15 protein-coding genes are annotated in these 18123 nt (G+C 70.3%); 4 read left to right on the forward strand and 11 right to left on the reverse strand.

Translation table 11 applies throughout. The features are described from left to right. Nucleotides 1-39: 39 nt before the first annotated feature. Nucleotides 40-1125: a mannose-1-phosphate guanylyltransferase gene (locus Q5722_RS03795; protein WP_305026882.1), complete on the reverse strand. Its 1086-nt coding sequence runs from the start codon at nt 1123-1125 to the stop codon at nt 40-42. A gap of 70 nt (nt 1126-1195) precedes the next feature. Here Q5722_RS03795 and Q5722_RS03800 point away from each other — a divergent pair, with 70 nt between their 5' ends. Beyond that, nucleotides 1196-1915: a TIGR03089 family protein gene (locus Q5722_RS03800; protein ID WP_305026883.1), complete on the forward strand. Its 720-nt coding sequence runs from the start codon at nt 1196-1198 to the stop codon at nt 1913-1915. A gap of 3 nt (nt 1916-1918) precedes the next feature. On the opposite strand, the gene Q5722_RS03805 is transcribed toward Q5722_RS03800, so the two are convergent. From Q5722_RS03805 to Q5722_RS03845, 9 genes are all read right to left on the reverse strand, one after another. After that, nucleotides 1919-4765: an FG-GAP-like repeat-containing protein gene (locus Q5722_RS03805; RefSeq protein ID WP_305026884.1), complete on the reverse strand. Its 2847-nt coding sequence runs from the start codon at nt 4763-4765 to the stop codon at nt 1919-1921. 193 nt (nt 4766-4958) lie between these two features. After that, nucleotides 4959-5726 carry an ABC transporter ATP-binding protein gene (locus tag Q5722_RS03810; RefSeq protein ID WP_305026885.1) on the reverse strand — a complete coding sequence of 256 codons (768 nt, stop codon included), beginning with the start codon at nt 5724-5726 and terminating at the stop codon, nt 4959-4961. Nucleotide 5727: 1 nt separating this feature from the next. After that, entirely contained in the window at nt 5728-6603 is an 876-nt protein-coding gene (locus Q5722_RS03815) for an ABC transporter permease (RefSeq protein WP_305026886.1), read from the reverse strand. Continuing rightward, the gene (locus tag Q5722_RS03820; protein WP_305026887.1) at nt 6600-8579 is read right to left on the reverse strand and encodes a glycosyltransferase; all 1980 of its coding nucleotides are present in this window, start codon (nt 8577-8579) and stop codon (nt 6600-6602) included. The genes Q5722_RS03815 and Q5722_RS03820 overlap by 4 nt, the downstream gene beginning before the upstream one ends. Beyond that, nucleotides 8579-9766 carry a UDP-galactopyranose mutase gene (gene glf, locus Q5722_RS03825; protein ID WP_305026888.1) on the reverse strand — a complete coding sequence of 396 codons (1188 nt, stop codon included), beginning with the start codon at nt 9764-9766 and terminating at the stop codon, nt 8579-8581. Before glf ends, Q5722_RS03820 begins: the two co-directional genes overlap by 1 nt. Before the next feature lie 47 nt (nt 9767-9813). Continuing rightward, nucleotides 9814-10752 carry a glycosyltransferase family 2 protein gene (locus Q5722_RS03830; RefSeq protein ID WP_305026889.1) on the reverse strand — a complete coding sequence of 313 codons (939 nt, stop codon included), beginning with the start codon at nt 10750-10752 and terminating at the stop codon, nt 9814-9816. Then, on the reverse strand, nt 10749-11687 hold the full coding sequence (locus Q5722_RS03835) for a glycosyltransferase family 2 protein (protein WP_305026890.1): 939 nt from the start codon (nt 11685-11687) through the stop codon (nt 10749-10751). Before Q5722_RS03835 ends, Q5722_RS03830 begins: the two co-directional genes overlap by 4 nt. A 25-nt stretch (nt 11688-11712) precedes the next feature. Then, on the reverse strand, nt 11713-13080 hold the full coding sequence (locus tag Q5722_RS03840; RefSeq protein WP_305026891.1) for an LCP family protein: 1368 nt from the start codon (nt 13078-13080) through the stop codon (nt 11713-11715). Nucleotides 13081-13267: 187 nt separating this feature from the next. Then, nucleotides 13268-13777, reverse strand: coding sequence for an acyl-CoA thioesterase (locus Q5722_RS03845; RefSeq protein ID WP_305026892.1), 510 nt, complete (start codon nt 13775-13777; stop codon nt 13268-13270). Nucleotides 13778-13803: 26 nt separating this feature from the next. Here Q5722_RS03845 and Q5722_RS03850 point away from each other — a divergent pair, with 26 nt between their 5' ends. Together Q5722_RS03850 and Q5722_RS03855 are read left to right on the forward strand one after the other, a co-directional pair. After that, a complete protein-coding gene (locus Q5722_RS03850; protein ID WP_305026893.1) occupies nt 13804-15033 on the forward strand; it encodes an LCP family protein in 1230 nt (409 codons plus the stop codon). Nucleotides 15034-15234: 201 nt separating this feature from the next. Further along, a complete protein-coding gene (locus Q5722_RS03855) occupies nt 15235-16086 on the forward strand; it encodes a universal stress protein (RefSeq protein WP_305026894.1) in 852 nt (283 codons plus the stop codon). Nucleotides 16087-16163: 77 nt separating this feature from the next. Here the strand turns inward: Q5722_RS03855 and Q5722_RS03860 are convergent, their stop codons facing one another. Further along, on the reverse strand, nt 16164-17333 hold the full coding sequence (locus Q5722_RS03860) for an acyl-CoA dehydrogenase family protein (RefSeq protein ID WP_305026895.1): 1170 nt from the start codon (nt 17331-17333) through the stop codon (nt 16164-16166). Nucleotides 17334-17445: 112 nt separating this feature from the next. Between Q5722_RS03860 and Q5722_RS03865 the strand changes: the two genes are divergently transcribed. Beyond that, complete coding sequence (locus Q5722_RS03865) at nt 17446-18120, forward strand: TetR/AcrR family transcriptional regulator (protein ID WP_305026896.1); 675 nt, start codon at nt 17446-17448, stop codon at nt 18118-18120. Nucleotides 18121-18123 lie beyond the last annotated feature (3 nt).

Here is an 18123-nt window from a genome sequence, read left to right on the forward strand (position 1 = left end):
ATCGGTGCGCCCCTTCGTCGTCTGCCAGGGCAGGTCGGATCACACCAGGTCGGTGCGCCCGGCGTCCTTGAGTGCGTTGACGACGGCCTTCACGTCCTGCGCGTGGTCGCGGCTCGCGACGAGGACGGCGTCCGGGGTGTCGACCACGATGACGTCGTCGAGCCCGAGGACGGCCACGAAGCGTCCGCCGCCGGGGACGACGAGTCCGGAGGAGCTCCTCGTGTGGACCAGCGCCTCCTCACCGAGGACGGTGAGCGCGCCCGAGGAGGCATCGGGGTCGAGGAGGTCACCCAGCGAGGCGAAGTCGCCCACGTCCTCCCAGTCGAACGCACCCGGCACGACGGCGATGCGCCCCGCGGCTGCCGCCGGCTCCGCGACGGCGTGGTCCAGCGCGATCTTCGGCAGGGTCGGCCACAGGCGTGCCATCGCCTCCTCTCCCCCGGCGGCGATCGCGCGGAGGTCAGCGGCGAACCCGGGGTCGCCCTCGGCGAGGAGGTCGAGCAGCACCGTCGGGCGTACGACGAACATGCCGGCGTTCCATCGGTAGTCGCCCGAGGCGACGTACTCCGCGGCCACCGGCGCGGACGGCTTCTCCACGAACTCCTTGACGTGGAAGGCCGGCAGGTCGGGCATCGCCGCACCCACGTGGATGTAGCCGAAGCCCGTCGCAGGGTGGGTGGGCTCGATGCCCAGCGTGACCAGCCAGCCGGCCTCGGCGGCCTCGATCGCGTCGCGCACGCACCTGCCGAAGGCCTCGCCGTCGGGGATCACGTGGTCGGCGGCGAACGAGCCCATGACCGCGTCGGGATCCCGGCGCTCCAGGAGCGCGGCAGCGAGACCGATGGCGGCCATCGAGTCGCGCGGCGTCGGCTCCGCGACCAGCTGCGCGTCGGCCACATCCGGGAGCTGGCGCGCGACCGCCGGCAGGTGGGCGGCACCCGTGACGACGACGACGCGGTCGCCGGCGAGGGGGCCGAGCCGGTCGACCGTCGCCTGCAGCAGGGATCGGCCCGAGCCGGTCAGGTCGTGCAGGAACTTGGGAGCCCCCGCCCGCGACAGGGGCCAGAGCCGGGTGCCGGCCCCGCCCGCGGGGATGACGGCCCAGAAGTGGTCAACCGAAGTCATGGAGCGAAGGGTAGACGGCGTGTGTCACATGGGGATCACGCGTCCCCGGGATGGTCCCTAGGCTGGTGCCATGAGTCCCGCAGCCCCCACCACGTTCGCCGGCCTGCTGGGCCAGATCCTCCGGGGCGAGCCCGGCCGTCCGCTGGTCACCTTCTACGACGACGCGACGGGCGAGCGGGTCGAGCTCAGCGGCACCACCTACGCCAACTGGGTGGCGAAGACCTCCTCGCTGCTGGTCGAGGAGCTCGACATCGAGCGCGGCAGCCGCGTGCTCGTGGACCTCCCGACGCACTGGCTCGTTCCGGTCGTGATGGGTGCGGTGTGGAACGTCGGCGCCGAGGTGACCGGCGACGCCAGCGACGCCGACCTCGTGGTCTGCGGCCCTCTGCGCTCCCGCCTGGAGGCGTACGCCGACGGCCCGGCCCCCGTGCTCGCCTCGGCGCTCCTGCCGCTCGGCGTCCGCTTCCGGGAGCCGCTGCCGGCCGGCGTCCACGACTTCGGGGTGGAGGTGTGGTCGCAGCCGGACGCGTTCGTCCCGTGGGACCCCGCCGACGGCACCGAGGGCCTCTGGCACGGCGCCACGTGGAGCGAGCTCCCCCTCGACGGCCCGTGGGCAGGCGAGCGCCTGCTCACCACCGCCAACCCCCTCGCGGAGCCTGCGGTGCTCCTGCAGCCCCTGGTGCACGGCGGATCGGTCGTCCTGTGGCGCAACCCGGACCCGCGACGTCACGAGGTGCTCCGCACGCAGGAGCGCGTGACGGCGGAGCACCTCGTGACGGTGGAGCAGTAGGCCTCAGCCGAGCAGGTCGTAGCCCGCGTAGCCGGCGCCGAGGTAACGGCGCGTGCCGAAGCCGCCGGCCACGCCCGGCAGCAGCCACAGCCGGGAGCCGCTGCGGCCGACCAGGTCGCGGCGACCGTCGCCGGTCAGGTCCCCGGCACCGATGACCCCCGTGAGGCCGGACAGGTCGGCGGCGAGCTTGCGCGGCGTACCCGTGTTGCTCGGGAGCCAGCCGAGTGCGGTGCTGGAGAGGACGCCGGTGTCGAGCGTGCCCCCGGAGTCCCAGCGACCGAGGTCGAGGAGCGCACTGCCGCTGATCGTGGAGTTGAGCACCTTGGCGACGCTCAGGGCCGCTGTGCCACCGTTGCCCGCGAACGCGACCAGCTGGCCGTCCTTGTTCGCGATCAGGTCGGGCTTGCCGTCGCCGGTGACGTCGCCGGCCGCGGTGAGCATGGTGACCGAGTTGAAGTTGCGCTTGTCGATCGTGGCGCCCGGAGCGAGCTTGCCGTTGCCCAGGCCGCGGTAGAGCACGAGGTAGCCGTTGGCGGCGTAGCGCGTGATCACGTCACCCTTGCCGTCGCCGTCCCAGTCACCGACGTTCAGCACCTGGTTGGCGTTGCGGAAGGTGACCCCCGCGTCGATCGGCCGGCCCACGTTCGTCCGGCCGCTGTTGGGGACGAGGACGAGCGAGTCGCCGTCGAAGCCGATGGCGTCGGGAGCCGCCGTTCCGACCACCTGCGCGGCGCCGACGCCGGACAGGCCGCCCAGGCTGCCGCCCATCGGGACGAGCGGGCCGAAGCCGCCGGCACCCGTGCCCGGCGCTGCGGCGACCGTGCCGGCACCGGTGCGGACCAGGAGGTCGTTGAGGCCGTCGCCGGTGAGGTCACCCGCGGCTGCGAGCACCGGGTAGTCCCACGTGCCACCGATGCGGGTGCCCGGCCCGACGGCACCGTGTCCGTCGCCGTCGTAGCGGTAGAGGCGACCGCTCGTGGTGCGCGCAAGCACGTCCGGATGGCCGTCGCCCGTGATGTCGCCGGGGACGACCAGGCGCGTCACGTCGCCGAAGCCGGAGGCGATGGCGGTCTTGGTGAAGTGCCCGGCTCCGTCGCCCTTGAAGAGGACCAGGTTCCCGGTGGCGACGCTGCGCCCGACCAGGTCCCCGAAGCCGTCCCCGTTGAAGCGGCCGGCCGCGGTGATCCGGTCGTAGCCCACGAACGTCTTGACCGGCGCGACCGCGCGGCCGAACGTGCCGTCACCGGCTCCAGGCCGTACGCCGGCGGTGCCGGTGCTGGCGATCCGGACGAGCATGTCGGCGCGACCGTCGCCGGTCAGGTCCGGGGAGAGCACCTTGACGTCGTACCTGGACCAGCCGGTGCCCTTGGCGACCGGAGAGGAGAAGGAGAGCAGCCCGCCGGTCGGCAGGACGACACCCTCGCCATCCGAGGCACGGCGCGCTGCGAGGTCGGGGTACGAGGCACCGGCCAGGTTCGGCACCCGCGGCGTGCCGGTGACGGGCGTGGGCGTCGGGGTCGCGGTGGTCGTCGGGCTCGGCGAGGTCGTCGGCGTGGCCGAGGCACCGGCGAGCTGGTACTTGCGGGCGGCGGTCCGGATCCCGGGGATCTGGGCGTACAGGTACTTGCCCGGACACGCCGTCTGTCCGGCGTCACGGTGGCCGTTGATCGCCTGGAAGTAGCGCGACCCGACGTACTGGCTCGTGTCGTCGGCGGCGATCCCCTTCAGCGCGAGCTTCCAGGCGTACAGGCGGGCATAGGCGTCCAGCGTCGCGGACGACGGCTGGGCCTCCTCGTAGTTGCCGATCGCGGACGCGGCGAAGGAGTAGGAGTTGTAGCCCTGCGTCGCGGCCGGCACGACGTCCTTGTCGACGCCGCCGTAGCGACCCTCCCAGATCCGGCCGAAGCGGTCGATCAGGAAGTTGTAGCCGATGTCGTTCCAGCCCTTGGTCTTGGTGTGGTACGCGTAGATGCTGCGGATGATCCCCGGCACCTGGTCGGCGGTGTAGTCGTTCGCGTTGACCGTGTGGTGGATGAAGCCCGCCGCGATGTTGCCGTAGAGCGGGGCTGCCTTGCGCCACGACTCGTCGGCACCCCACTGCGCGCGGGAGTAGATCGTCGGGCGCGGAACGGTCGTGGTGCCCGCGGCCGGCGTGATCGTGTCCGCCTGCAGCGAGATGTCACCGTGCGACGTGGACAGGGCTTCGCCGCCGGCAGCGGTGATCGCCGGCTTCTCGACCTCGGTCCCCGAGCTCGCACCCGGGGCGACGACGGCCATCTCGAGGTCGGGCGCGGTGACACCGGGCGCCGTCACGACACGGGTCTGTACCTGGTCGACGTCGCCGACGATCAGCGGGTCGGTGCCCGGGCGCGCGTGCAGCGCGTCGGGCGAGCCGGGGTCCGGCCCCTCCCCCTCGTCGTAGTGGACGGTCGTCCATCCGGACCAGGTGCCGTCCTTCGAGGTGCGCGCCTGGACCGTGATGTCCTTCTCGTCGATCTGCGTGCCGGGCTTCCAGGTGACGCCGACCGTGCCGAACCCGTCGACCGCGTGCGGCGCCGTCTGCACGACCTCCCCGCCTCGGGGGACGTCCGTGTGTGCCGGAGCGGCCGCCTTCTCGTCCACCGGCACCGCGGTGACCTTCGCCTCGACCGGGGCGGTCTCGACGCGGGCGGTGGGCGCGGGCTTCCCCCCACGCACCGGTACGCCGGCATCGTGCTGCGCCGACGCGTCGGGCTGCGTCACCACGTCGAGCGAGATGACGTCGGCTGCGGGACCGAGCACGGCGAACGCGGTGCCGACGATCAACGCCTGCTGGCAGACGGTGACGAAACGGGTCTTGGTGAGGCGCATCGGTGGCTCTCCAGTGCGGGGAAGTGTCACAGGAGCCACCAGTTTCACAACAGTCACACGGGTAACGGAAGGGTTCGTGAGTAACTACAATCCTGTAATTTCCAGTCGACACGCCGGTCATCTCCAGAAATGTCAAGTTGCCGGAACATGCACGAAGGCCCCCTCCCGGCGGGAGGGGGCCTTCGTCCGGGCCTCAGATGTCGGCGCCGAGCGCGCCTTCGTCCGGCGCGCCGGGCTCGTCGTCGTAGTGGATGTAGGCGATGCCTTCCTTCACTCCCCCGTCGAAGCCGAGACGGCCCTTCTCCAGCACGATCACGCGGTCGCAGACCCGCTCGACCGAACCGGCGGAGTGGCTGACGTAGAAGAGCGTGCGGCCCTCCTTGCGGATCTCGTCGATCTTCGCCATGCACTTCTGCCGGAAGGGCTTGTCACCGACGGCGAGCACCTCGTCCGCGAGGAAGATGTCGGAGTCGACGTGGATCGCGATCGCGAAGCCGAGGCGGGAGTTCATGCCCGAGCTGTAGAAGCCGACCTCGGTGTCGATCTGCTTGCCGATGTCGGCGAAGTCGATGATCGAGTCGAGCTTGCGCTTCGTCTCGGCCTCGCTCATGCCGAAGACGGCGGCGTTCAGGAAGATGTTCTCGCGGCCCGAGAGCTGCTGGTGGAAGCCCGCACCCGTGGCGATCAGGCCCGCGATGCGGCCGCGCGTGCGCACCGTCCCACGGTCGGGGCGCATGACGCCCTGGACCAGCTTGAGCAGCGTGCTCTTGCCGGATCCGTTGAGGCCCATGAGCCCGATCGCCTCGCCCTGCTGCACCTCGAAGGTGACGTCGTCGAGGGCGAGGAACTTGTCGCGGACCTTGTTGCCCTTGCTCACCGCCACCGCCATCTGCTTCATGGTGCGGTGGTAGTTGAGCGTGAACTCCTTGCTCACGTGGTCGATCTTGATCGCAGTCGTCATGTCACACCCGCTCCGGGACCTTGTTCTCGAACTTGCTGAAGACCAGCTGGCCGATCAGCAGGATGGCGATGGACACGGCCAGGGCGACCGCTCCCCGCTCGAGGAGATGGCTCGGGAAGTGCTGCTGCTCGATCTTGTGGATGTCACCGCGCGTCGTGCCCGCCCAGAACGCTCGCTGCATCAGCAGCACGGCCTCCGCGAGCGGGTTGGCGAGGTAGACCTCCACCAGGTGGATGTGGGCCACCCGGGTGTACGGGTACATCATCGGGACGCCGAAGCGGACGTAGTTGACCAGGATGCCGACCAGCTGGCCGAAGTCGCGGAAGAACACGTTGGCGACGCTGAAGACCAGCGCGAGACCCGTGCCGGCGGCGGCCATGATGCCTGCGCCGAGGAAAAAGGCGATGACGCCGGTCATGTCGGGGTGCCAGCCGCAGAAGAGGCAGATCACCGTGAGGATGATCAGCTCCGGCACCATGCCGACCGCGGAGACGAGCATCGACGACACCGGGAAGAGCTCCAGCGGGAGCGCCATCTTCCGCACGAACGCCTTGTTGCGCACGATCGACCGGGTGCCGGCGTTGAAGGTCTCCGTGAAGAAGTGCACCGTGACCAGGCCGACGAACACGTGGATCGCGAAGTTCTCGGTGCGACCCGACATGCCCATGATCTTGCCCATGACGCCCCAGTAGATGAAGAGCTGGGACAGCGGGTTCACGTAGGACCAGGCCATGCCGAGCGCAGAGCCGGAGTAGCGCGCCTGGAGCTCGCGGCGGACGAGCAGCTTCAGCAGGTAGCGGTGCTTGCGCACCTCGATCAGCCCGCTGCCTCCCGCGGGGTCGACCAGCGGCAGCGAGGCGTAGTCGGTGGTGCTCACTCCGCCTCCTCGATGCCGAACGTGCGGGCCCAGGCCTCCTGCGAGGTCACGTCCTGCAGGCCTGCGCGGTACTGCTCCGCGAGCGCGGGCCACTCCCGCAGCAGGCGCTTGTGGATCTCGACGGTCTTCTTCAGCGCCGCACGGAACTGCTCGGGGTCGCGCTGGTAGAACGCGGCCGACGTGCCGTCCGGCATGGAGACCACGGCCGCGTCGAGCGAGGCGAGGCGGTACCACTTCGCGTCCATCGCCGGCAGCGCGACCTCGGGGAACTCCCGCGACAGCGCGCGGACGCCCTTGAACTGCCGGGCGGCCCCGATCAGCTTCATCTTGGTCTGCGCAGCGCGCCCGGGGACGTCGCTGTCCATGTCGCGCTTCCTGGGCTTCTCACGGCGCGGGCTCGGGAACGCGTCCGGGTCGCCCTGGAGGTCGGCGTCCTGCCACTGCTTGCGCATCTCGCGGACCTCGCCGAGCTTCGTCGGCAGGTCGGCGTGGAGCTTGCCTGGACCCTCGAGGACGTCGAGCAGCGCCTGGTGGCGCATCTCCACGACGGAGTACTGCATCGACATCAGGTGCATCACCTGGTGCTGGAAGGACTCCGACACCATGCGCCCACCGCGCTTGAACGGTGAGTGGAGCAGCGCCGCGACGAAGCGGTTGCGCTGGTGGAAGTAGGCCTGCCAGTCCAGGGCGTCGTTCTTGTCGGTCCACGGGACGTGCCAGACCGCCGCGCCCGGGAGCGAGACGGTCGGGAAGCCCGCGGCCTGCGCGCGCACGCCGTACTCGGAGTCGTCCCACTTGATGAAGAGCGGGAGGCCGAGACCGATCCGCTCCATCACCTCGACCGGGATCAGGCACATGAACCACGGGTTGAAGTCGACGTCGATGCGCTTGTGCAGCCAACGGGTCGAGCGGAGGTTGCGGTTGCCGAAGTCCCAGTTGGGCAGCACCGTCGGGGCGGACTGCCACCAGAACCGGTAGCGGTTGATGACCTCGCCGTAGGAGTGCATGTCGGCGCGACTGTAGATCGAGAACATGTGGCCGCCCACGATCGTGGGACGCCGGGCCAGGTCACCGAAGGTGACCGCACGCAGGATCGACTCCGGCTCGCAGATGATGTCGTCGTCGAGGAAGAGGACGTACGCCGACTCCCCCGCGCGCAGCGTCTCGAGCTGCGCCCGGGCGAAGCCGCCCGAGCCGCCGAGGTTCGCCTGCTCGATCACCCGGAGCTTGCCCTGGAGGGCCTTCTCCGCCGCCGGGAACCCGGCGTCGTCGGCGACCTTCTTGGTGCCCTGCTCCATGACCAGGACGCGGTCGATGATCGCGAGCACGTCCTCGTCGGCACCGAGCGACTCGAGGAGGGCCGCGCAGAAGTCCGGGCGGTTCATCGTCGTGATGCCGACGGTCGCGGTGCGGGAGGCGGCGCGGTCATCCGGGACCTCGGCCGACCACGTGGCCGCCGTGACGGTGGCGTCGGCGGCACCGGCGATGACGTCGAACCAGTACCAGCCGCCGTCCTGGAAGGGGACCAGCGGCAGGTCGAACGAGAGCGTCGTCTCGGCGTCGCCGGTGACGACCGCGTCGTCGACCTTCTGCGAGCGGCCGTTGGCCATCGACCGGTAGACGATGACGTGCGCGCCGGCGCCGGAGAGCGTGACGTCCAGGGTCACCGCGTCCACGACGGTCCAGCGGCGCCAGTAGCCCGCGGCGAAGCCGTTGAAGTAGGTGCCGAAGGAGAGCTCCTGGCCCTCGCGCACGCGGAACGCGTGGCGGCCGAGGACGTCCTCGACCGCGACCTTCGCACCGGTGCTGGTCGACTGCCGGCTGGCGGCCGCGTTCAGCGCCTTCGCGGACTTGTCACCGCCGACCGTGTCCTTGTCGGCGTCGAGGACGATCGCCTCGGGGTCGACGTAGAGCGGAAGGACGTCGGGGTCCTTGTCCAGCGGCATGATGAACCGCTGCAGCACACGGGTGGCCATCAGGCGTCAACTCCTCCGGACGCGAACTCGGCGCCCTCGGTGAAGTGCGGCTTCACCTTGTTGTCGTACATCGACAGGGCCGAGGCGATCGCCATGTGCATGTCGAGGTACTTGTACGTGCCGAGGCGGCCGCCGAAGAGCACCATCGGCTCCTTCTTGGCGAGGTCGCGGTACTTGAGGAGCTTCTCGCGGTCCTCGGCGGTGTTGATCGGGTAGTACGGCTCGTCGCCCTCCTCGGCGAAGCGGCTGTACTCGCGCACGACGAGCGTCTTGCCCTTGGTGTACGACGCCGCCCGCTCCGGGTGGAGGTGCTTGAACTCGAGCTCGCGGGTGAACGGGACCTCCGGGTCGTTGGCGTTGACCACGCCGGTGCCCTGGTAGTCGTCGACCGGGATGATCTCCTGCTCGAGGTCGACGGTGCGCCACGACAGGCGGCCCTCGGAGTTGCCGAAGTACTCGTCGACCGGGCCGGTGTAGACGACCGGGACCTTGCCCTTGAACTCGGCGTTGACCTCGGGGTCGAGGAAGTCGACGTTGAGCCGCACCTCGATGTTGGGGTGGTCGGCCATGCGCTCGAGCCAGGCCGTGTAGCCGTCGACCGGGAGACCCTCGTAGGTGTCGTTGAAGTAGCGGTTGTCGAAGTTGTAGCGGACCGGGAGGCGCGTGATGATCTCCGCGCTCAGCTCGGTCGGGTCGGTCTGCCACTGCTTCGCGGTGTAGCCCTTGATGAACGCCTCGTACAGGGGACGGCCGATCAGGGAGATCGCCTTCTCCTCGAGGTTCTTCGCGTCCTCGGTGTTGATCTCGGAGGCCTGCTCCGCGATCAGGGCGCGCGCCTCGTCGGGCGTGTGGCTACGACCGAAGAACGAGTTGATCAGCGCCAGGTTCATCGGCAGGGAGTAGACCTGCCCCTTGAACTTGCCGAAGACCCTGTGCTGGTAGTTGGTGAACGACGTGAAGCGGTTGACGTACTCCCAGACACGCTCGTTGGAGGTGTGGAAGAGGTGCGTGCCGTACTTGTGCACCTCGATGCCGGTCTCCTCGTCGAACTCGGAGTAGGCGTTGCCACCGATGTGGGGACGCCGCTCGAGGATGAGGACCTTGAGGTCGAGCTCGGCGGCGCAGCGCTCCGCGAGCGTCAGGCCGAAGAAGCCGGAGCCGACAACGACGAGATCAGGCTGGGTCACGTTTCTCCTGGGGTTCGTCGACGCTCACGCGCCGATCGGGCGTGAGTCTAGCGAGGCGGACGGACCGCATCCGGGGACGACGCGGGGTCGAGGTGACGCATCTCGCGGGCGGAGCGGATGGCCTTGATCACGTTCGCGGCCTCGCCCCTCCCGCCGCGCAGGGGGCTGAGCAGCACCACCATCAGGACGATCAGCCACGGCTTGAGGCGCACCAGCACGTTGCCGCCGTAGCGGAAGTGGACCACGAAGAGGTTCCGGAACATGTAGAACCCCTTCCAGCTGCCGAGGTCGTGCTGCTGGTTGAAGTCGAGCTGGCGCACCAGCACCGCGTCGCGGAGGCAGACCACCGGGTACCCCGCCCTGCGGGCCCGGATCGCGAAATCCACGTCGTCGTAGAAGATGAAGAACGACGGGTCGGGCAGGCCGATCGCCGCGATCACGTCACGACGGACCATGAAGCCCTCGAAGGCGACGTTCTCGACCTCGACCTCGGCGGGCATCTCCGCACGGCTCGCGTACGTCGAGTCCACGCTCGCCGTCTTCGGCTTGATCGCCAGCGGGTTGTCCAGGTCGAAGCGGATCGCGGCCTTCTCGACGAGCCGGCCCTGCAGGTCCTCGCGGACCGCCATCTGGCACGGGCCCGTGTGGGCGGTCATGACCTCGAGGAAGTCGGGAGCCGGCACGACGTCGTCGTCCATGAGGAGGATGCGGTCGTGGCCCGCGTCGTACGCCTGGCGCATGCCCAGGTGGAAGCCGCCGGCGCCGCCGAGGTTCTCGGCGCTGGTCGTGACGTGGAGCGGCAGGTCGGTGCGTGCGTCGAGGACGGTGCGGGTGTGGTCGGTGCTGGCGTTGTCGATGACGAAGACCGCGTCGGCCGGACGGGTCTGCGCGGCCAGGCCGTCGAGCATGCGCACGAGCAGGTCGGCCCGGTTGAAGGTGACGACGACGACCGCGACGGTCTCGCGTCGTGTGCTCTCGCCGCTCACTGCAGGAACCTCCGGTGGCCCGAGAAGTCGTTGCGCACGCCGGCGCCGATGCCCTGGGCGCTGAGCCGGAGCCGGTGCGCCGAGGGGCGGGTGAACGCGTAGAACCACACGGTCTTCAGCACGAAGGCCAGGACGAAGACCCAGCCGCGGTAGTCACGCAGGTTGACCACGTTGTTGCGCGCCATGCAGTAGTGCTTGAGGTCGCTGGGCGTGTGGTTGTAGGTCGTCCGTCCGAAGAGCATCGGCGTGCCGAGGTCGTCGGTGGCCGGGTGCAGGAAGTGCGCGGCGACGACGGTGGCGATCCGGGCCCCCGCCTTCTCGGCGCGCAGGCGGTACTCGTGGTCGTCGCCCCAGATGAAGAACTCCTCGCGCGGCAGGCCGATGCGCTCGACGAGCTCACGGGTGACCAGCACGCCGTTGAAGGGGATCACGATGTCGTGGAGCAGGCCGTCGTGCGTCGCCGCCTCCGCCTCCGCGTCGGCCATCGCGTGCACCACCTGGGCACGGCCGGGCAGGCGGATGGGGAAGCAGAGACGGTCCGGGTCCTGCTCGGCGAGGACGGCCGGGCCCCAGAAGTCGAACTCCCCGCGGTGCTGCAGCAGCAGGTCGAGCGACCCGTCCACCGGCACGCCGTCGTCGTCCATCAGCCATGCGAGGTCGGCTCCGCGCTCCATCGCCAGCCGCAGTCCCTCGTGGAAGCCGCCGGCACCGCCGAGGTTCGCGGTGAGCGTCACCGCATGGACGGGAACGCCGTCGCCGCCGGTCGCCGCGGCGAGCCACTCCCCCGTGCCGTCGGTCGAGGCGTTGTCGACCACGACGACCTCGGCCAGCTGCGGGGTCGCGCGCAGCACGCCGAGCAGCCGCTGGAGCAGGGCCAGGCGGTTGAAGGTCACCACGACCGCCACGATGCGCGGAGCGTCAGGGGTCGGAGTCACGGCGCCACCCTAGGGCCTGGAGCGGTCAGCAGGCGGACGACAGGTCCGTGCTCTCGTTGGCGGCGTAACCAGTCTCACGTGTGCCGATCGACCCGCCGCGCTGGGTCTCGCCGTTCGGGGCCGCGGACGACGACGGGACGACGGCCTTGCCGGCCGGCTTGCCGGCCTTGCCCTCGGCCCTCGCGATCGCCTGCTTGACCTTCTCGTGGATGAAGTCCATGTCGGGGTGCGCGGTGTCCTTGACCAGCGGCGGGACGAGGGAGAGCGTCGAGATCTTCTGCGAGCGCGCCTTCATCGCGAGCGGGACGAGCCTGGAGAAGTCGCCCGTGGGGATGTTCGTGGCGATCATGCCGGTGGTCGCCTTCGTGATCGCCCCGAACTTGCGGACGATCGTCGTCGGGCTGACCTGCTGCGCGAGCGCGTTGATCATGCACTTCTGCCGTGCCATGCGGGAGTAGTCGTCGGAGTCGTGGCGAGCGCGCGCGTACCAGAGCGCCTCGAAGCCGTTGAGCCGGTAGTAGCCGGTCTTGAGGTGGGTGTAGAAGCTGTCGCCGGGGATGCCCACCGGGATCGGCTCCCGTACGTGCAGCTTGACGCCGCCGACGGCGTTGACGACGTCGCGGAAGCCCTGCAGGTTGACCATCGCCCAGTAGTTGATCTTGAGGCCGGTGACACCCTCGATCGCCATGACCGTGGCGTCGATGCCGGGGTTCTTCGAGCCCGGGAAGAGGTCGGTGTGGTCACCGGCCCAGGTCGAGACGCCGTTGAGGTAGCAGCCGTCGCAGTCGAACCCGTCGGGGAACTGCTTGTCCATGACCGATCCCGGCGCGAAGTGGAAGTTCTCCATGTTGCGCGGCAGCCCGATCAGCACGGTGCGGCCGGTCTCCTCGTCGACGCTCGCGACCTGCATGGAGTCCGGGCGCATGCCCCAGCGGCTGGACCCGGAGTCCCCGCCGAGCAGCAGGATGTTGTAGCGGCCGGCGTTGGCGCTGCCGTCGCCACCCTCGCCGCCCACTGCGAGCAGCGCGGCGCGGCTGACACCGGCGATGTGGGCTCCGAAGAGCAGGGACCCGGCGACGACGAAGGTGAGCGCGGCGTTGAGGCCGGTCATCGCGAGGCGGTGGTTCTTGACCAGCGTCAGCGGCTGGCCGAGGCGCCAGGCGTCGACCAGCAGCGCGAACCAGCCGATCGCTCCGGCGATCAGGCCGAGCCGGACCAGGAGCAGGAAGAACGGGCTCACCGCGAGCTTGATGACCAGCGGGTGCCACACGAGCGTCACCAGGCCGAGCAGGAGAGCCGTCGCGAGGAGGACCAGCACGACCCGCAGAGCGATGCGGCCGACCTTGCGGTTGCCGGCGACGAGCTGCGCCGACCCGGGCAGCACGATCGTCATCGCCATGAGCGTGATGGCGCGGCGGAAGCGGATCCGCGCCGCTCGGTCGTGCTCGCGACTCAGGTGCGACCCGGGGGGAAGGACGGGTGGCATCGGACGGCCTCTCTCATCGAACGGGGAAGTTGCCGACAAGTATCACCAGTCACATGCGTCACGGCGGCTACGGCGCGCCGGAACCCGGCGGACGTCAGGATCCGTCGCGCGCCCTGAGGATCTCGGCCTTGGCCGCCAGCCGGTGGGAGCGGCGGATCTCTGCCTCACGCTGCCGGCGCAGCTCCGCGTCGGTCTCCGGGCGGAAGCCGGGGATCTTGCGTGCGTGCCCGTTGCCGTCGACCGCGACGAAGACGAGGTACGCCGACGCCACGTGCACCGACGCGTTGGGCGCGTCCCACGGCTCGGCCTCGACCCGGACACCGATCTCCATCGACGAGGACCCGGCCCAGTTGACCTGGGAGTAGGTGCGGAGGATGTCGCCGACGTGGACCGGCCTCAGGAACGCCATCTCGTCCATCGCGGCTGTCACCGCGAGCCCGCCGCTGTGACGCTGGGCCACGGCGCCGGCGGTCGAGTCGACCAGCTTCATGATCTCGCCGCCGTGCACGTTGCCGTGCAGGTTGGCGCGCGTGCGCTCCATCACCATCGCCAGCTCGACACGCGAGTAGGAGGCAGGCAGGGTTCCCAGCGATGCTTCGGTCATGGCACCGCACGGTAGCGTCTGGCGCCATGGCAGATCGGCGCGAACCTCCCAAGCCGGGCACGCCGGAGTATCGCTGGCTCTACGGCGACCCCGACGAGACCCGCGCCACCGACGTGGGCGGCGGCCAGAGGCGGCCCCTCCCCGAGTCCGACGAGACGCGCGTGATGCCGGTCGTCCTGCCCCCCGAGCGGCCTCGCCAGCAGCGGCAGGCGCCCTCGCGGCCGTCGGCGTACCAGCCGCCGGTGCCGCCGGCCAGCCCGCCGCGGCGCCCCGTCTCTCCCCCGCCGGGCAGCTCCGGGTCGGACCGCCCGCGGGCACGGACCCGGCGCCCGCTGCGACGCTGGATCGTCCTCGCCCTGTGCGCCTGGCTCGCCTTCCTCGTCGCCACCCCCGTGCTGGCGATGCAGAAGATCGAGCGCGTCGAGGCGTTCCCGTCCGGTGACCGGCCCGCCGACCAGCCGGGCACGACGTACCTCGTCACGGGGTCGGACTCGCGCAAGGGCCTGACCGCGAAGCAGCGTCGCCGGCTCCACACCGGCGGCGACGTCGGCCAGCGCACCGACACGATCATGATCCTGCACATCGGAGCCGGGCCGGACCTGCTCATGTCGATCCCCCGCGACTCGCTCGTCGACGTCCCGGGCCACGGCGTCACGAAGATCAACGCAGCGTTCTCGTACGGCGGCCCGAAGCTGCTCGTGCAGACCGTCGAGCAGAACACCGGCATCCGCATCGACGACTACGTCGAGATCGGCATGGGCGGCGTCGTGAAGCTGGTCAACGCCGTCGGTGGCATCACCATCTGTCCGACGCAGGACATGGACGACCCGCTCGCCAACCTGCACGTCAAGAAGGGCTGCCAGCACGCCAACGGCCGCAAGGCCCTGGCCTACGCACGGTCCCGCCACACCTCGGGCCTCGGTGACATCGACCGCGCCAAGCACCAGCGCGAGGTCGTCGGCCAGGTCGGCAAGAAGGCCGTCTCGCCGTGGTCGGTGCTCAACCCGGTCCGCTACTGGAAGCTGACCCACGCGGGCGCGTCGACGCTGACCGTGTCGCAGGGCACCAGCACCTTCGCCCTGGCCCGCTTCGCGATGGCCATGTCGAGTCCCGACAAGAGCTGCGTCGTCCCCCTCGCCGACCTCGCCGTGCACTGGGACAGCGAGCGCTCGAAGCGGATGTTCACGCTGATCAAGGAGGACCGCACCGACGACATCGGGGCGAAGCTCTGCACGGACTCCGGCCTGCCCGGCTGAGGCCTCCGAAGGTCCCGGCACGTCCCCTCCTTCGGCCCTGCCGTCCGCGCCCCCGCCGGCGCACGCTGGAGGAGCCGGGTACGACGGCGTCCCGGCGCCCCGAGAGGAGCCGAGCGATGACCACCCAGGTGCACATGACCAGGCCCGGAGACCTGCCGCCCTCGTCCGGCGGGAACGCGGCGCGACCCGGCGGGGCCTGAGATGTCCACGCCCCGACCGGTCGTCGTCGGCGTCGACGGCTCCAAGGCGAACACGCCGGCGATCGACTTCGCAGCGGACTGGGCGACCTCGGCCGGGGTGCCGCTCGAGCTGCTCGTGGTCGTGACGGGCGCAGGCACCCTCCCGCCGTACGTCGCCTCCCCGGACCCCTCCGATCACACCCTCCTGGCAGCACTGGCCGAGCGCGTCGGCAGCGACCACCCGGGCCTCGTCGTCAGCACCCGGATCGCCTTCGGCAACGCCGTCGAGTGCCTGGTCGCCGCGAGCGCGACCGCGCGCCTGACGGTCGTGGGCAGCCGCGGGCTCGGCACGTTCGCACGCAGCATGCTCGGGTCGGTCTCGGGCAGCCTGACGGCGCACGCCCGGGGCCCGGTCGTCGTGGTGCCACCGCACTGGATCGCCAGTGCCCACGCCGACGACGACCCGGTGGTCGTCGGGGTCACGGCCGACCCCCGCGAGCAGCGTGCTGCGCTCCGCTGGGCCTTCGCGGAGGCGACGCGGACCTCCACCCTCGTCGAGGTGGTCCACGCTGTCGACCTCGCGCCAGTTCTCGCGTGGGACGGCGAGGGGCTCGGCCTGCGTCACGTGGCCCCGACCCCCTCCGACCTGCCTGCGCTCCGCGACGCGGTGGCACGCCAGGCACGCGAGTTCCCCGAGACCCCGGTCCGGGTCGTCGACGAGGCGGGCCACGCCGCCGACGTCCTGCTCCAGCGGGGCGCCGAAGCCCGCCTCCTGGTGGTCGGCGCCCGGCACCGGGGCCTCGGGTCGGTACGCCGCGCGGTGCTGCACCACGCCGAGGTCCCGGTCGTGGTGGTGCCGGCCCCCGAGGAATGACCGCTGCGCCCGCGCACGACGAAGGGCCGGTCACCACCACGGTGACCGGCCCTTCGGCGTGATGCTGGCGCGCGGGATCAGCGCGGGATGACGTCACCCGACTTGAGGAAGCGGGAGATGATCTCCTTCATGATCTCCGAGGTGCCGGCGTAGATCTGCGAGATGCGCAGGTCGGCCCAGGCACGGGCGACCGGGTACTCGTTCATGTAGCCGTAGCCACCGTGCAGCTGCAGGCACATGTCGGCGATCTTCTGCGAGCGCTCCGAGCACCAGAGCTTGACCATGGCGGCGGTGGGGATGTCGAGCTGCTTCTTGACGTGCAGCTCGATGCACTCGTCGAGGAAGGCACGCGCGACGCGGGCCTCGGTGGCGATCTCGGCGAGCTTGAACTTGGTGTTCTGGAACTTGCCGATCGGCTTGCCGAAGGCGTTGCGCGACTCGGTGTACTCGAGCGTGAGGTCGAGGAGGGCCTCCATCGCGGCCACGTTCGAGACGGCGACGATCAGGCGCTCCTGGGGCAGCTGCTCCATGAGCTGGATGAAGCCCTGGCCCTCGTCGGTGCCGAGGAGGTTCTCGACCGGGACGCGGACGTCCTCGAAGAAGAGCTCGGAGGTGTCCTGGCCCTTCATGCCGATCTTGTCGAGCACGCGACCACGCGAGAAGCCGGGGGTGTCGGTCGGGACGATGATCAGCGAGATGCCCGCGGCCGCCTCCTCCGGGTTGGTCTTGGCGACGACGACCACGACGTCGGCCTGCGCGCCGTTGGTGATGAAGGTCTTGGAGCCGTTGATGACGTACTCGTTGCCGTCCTTGATCGCCTTGGTCTTGACGTTCTGGAGGTCCGAGCCGGTGCCCGGCTCGGTCATCGCGATGGCACCGACGGCCTCACCGGAGGCGAGCTTCGGGAGCCAGATCTGCTTCTGCTCCTCGCGGCCGTACGCCTGGATGTAGTGCGCGACGATGCCCGAGTGCAGCGAGGCACCCCAGGACGAGTCGCCGACGTACGCCTGCTCCTCGATGAGGACGGCCTCGTGGGCGAACGTGCCGCCACCGCCGCCGTACTCCTCGGAGATGGAGGCGCAGAGGAGGCCGAGCGCGCCCGCCTTGTTCCACAGGTCGCGGTCGACCTGCTTGTTGGCGATGTACTTCTCGACGTTGGGCTTGATCTCCTTCTCGGCGAAGGTGCGCGCGAGGTCGCGGAAGTCCTTGAGGTCCTCGTCCATCCAGCGGGACACGGGGCGAGCCATGGGTCCGTCCTTTAGAGGTAGGGAGTGGGTACACGCTGTACCCCGACAACGGAATCATGCCACGGATGCCCGGTAAGTGGTACACCGTGTCCCCAGTGTAGGTTCTGGTCCCATGACGGCGCAGAAGTGGGAGGACACGACCGCGGCCCGGCGCGCGAGCAGCCGGCAGGGCCACCGCGCCCCCGTGCGTGACCGGATCATCCAGGCCGCGGCCGAGGCGATCGAGCAGCACGGTCCCGACGCCGCGACGAGCCAGATCGCCGAGCTCGCCGGGGTCGCCCGTCCGCACGTCTACCGGCACTTCTCCAGCAAGGAGGAGCTGCTCCACGAGGTCGCCCGGTACGCCGCCGGCTCGCTCAAGGACCGCGTCCTGCCCGCCCTGGAGGCCAAGGGCGACGCGGTCGACTGGATCCGGGAGCCCGTGAAGCAGGCCGTCGAGTGGGCCTCGGAGAACCCCGGCCTCTTCCTCTTCCTGATGGGCCGCAGCCAGGCCCGCGACCTGCAGCGCGGCCGCGCCGGGCGCAGCCACTTCCTCGGCAAGATCGTCGAGGCCGCCGAGACGCACCTCGCAGCGGTGGGCACCGGCGGCGTCCCGCTCGACGCGCTCTTCGCGGGCCTCAAGGGCATGGTCGACACCAGCATCATCTGGTGGGTGCGTCACCAGGACGAGGAGCGCGACGCACTCGTCGACCGGCTCTCGCGCCAGGTCGGCATGATCGTGCAGAGCGGCCTGGCCGAGCACGGGATCACCGTCGACGACGCAGGCGTCGTCTCGAAGTTCGCCTGACCG

This window comes from Nocardioides jiangxiensis (genome assembly GCF_030580915.1).
Taxonomy (GTDB): Bacteria; Actinomycetota; Actinomycetes; order Propionibacteriales; family Nocardioidaceae; genus Nocardioides; species Nocardioides jiangxiensis.